At 61.9% G+C, this 244-nt stretch carries 1 protein-coding gene; it reads right to left on the minus strand.

Translation table 11 applies throughout. The annotated features are described in order from the left end of the window. Positions 1-244 (minus strand): aldehyde dehydrogenase family protein (locus AAEZ06_RS28050; protein ID WP_350617452.1); only part of this gene is annotated, 244 nt, incomplete at both ends.

The following is a 244-nucleotide window of genomic DNA, read 5'->3' on the forward strand; positions in this document are numbered from 1 at the left end:
TGTCGTAGCTCACCAGCAAGTTCTTGGTCTGCTGGTAGTGATCCAACATCATCTTGTGGGTTTCACGGCCTACGCCAGACTTCTTGTAACCGCCAAACGCGGCATGCGCCGGGTACAGGTGGTAGCAGTTGGTCCATACACGGCCGGCCTTGATCGCCCGGCCCATGCGGTAGGCGCGGTTGATGTCGCGGGTCCACAGGCCAGCGCCCAGGCCGAACTCGGTGTCGTTGGCAATCGCCAGGGC

The organism is Pseudomonas sp. HY7a-MNA-CIBAN-0227, assembly GCF_040310325.1.
In the GTDB taxonomy this organism is placed as follows: domain Bacteria; phylum Pseudomonadota; class Gammaproteobacteria; order Pseudomonadales; family Pseudomonadaceae; genus Aquipseudomonas.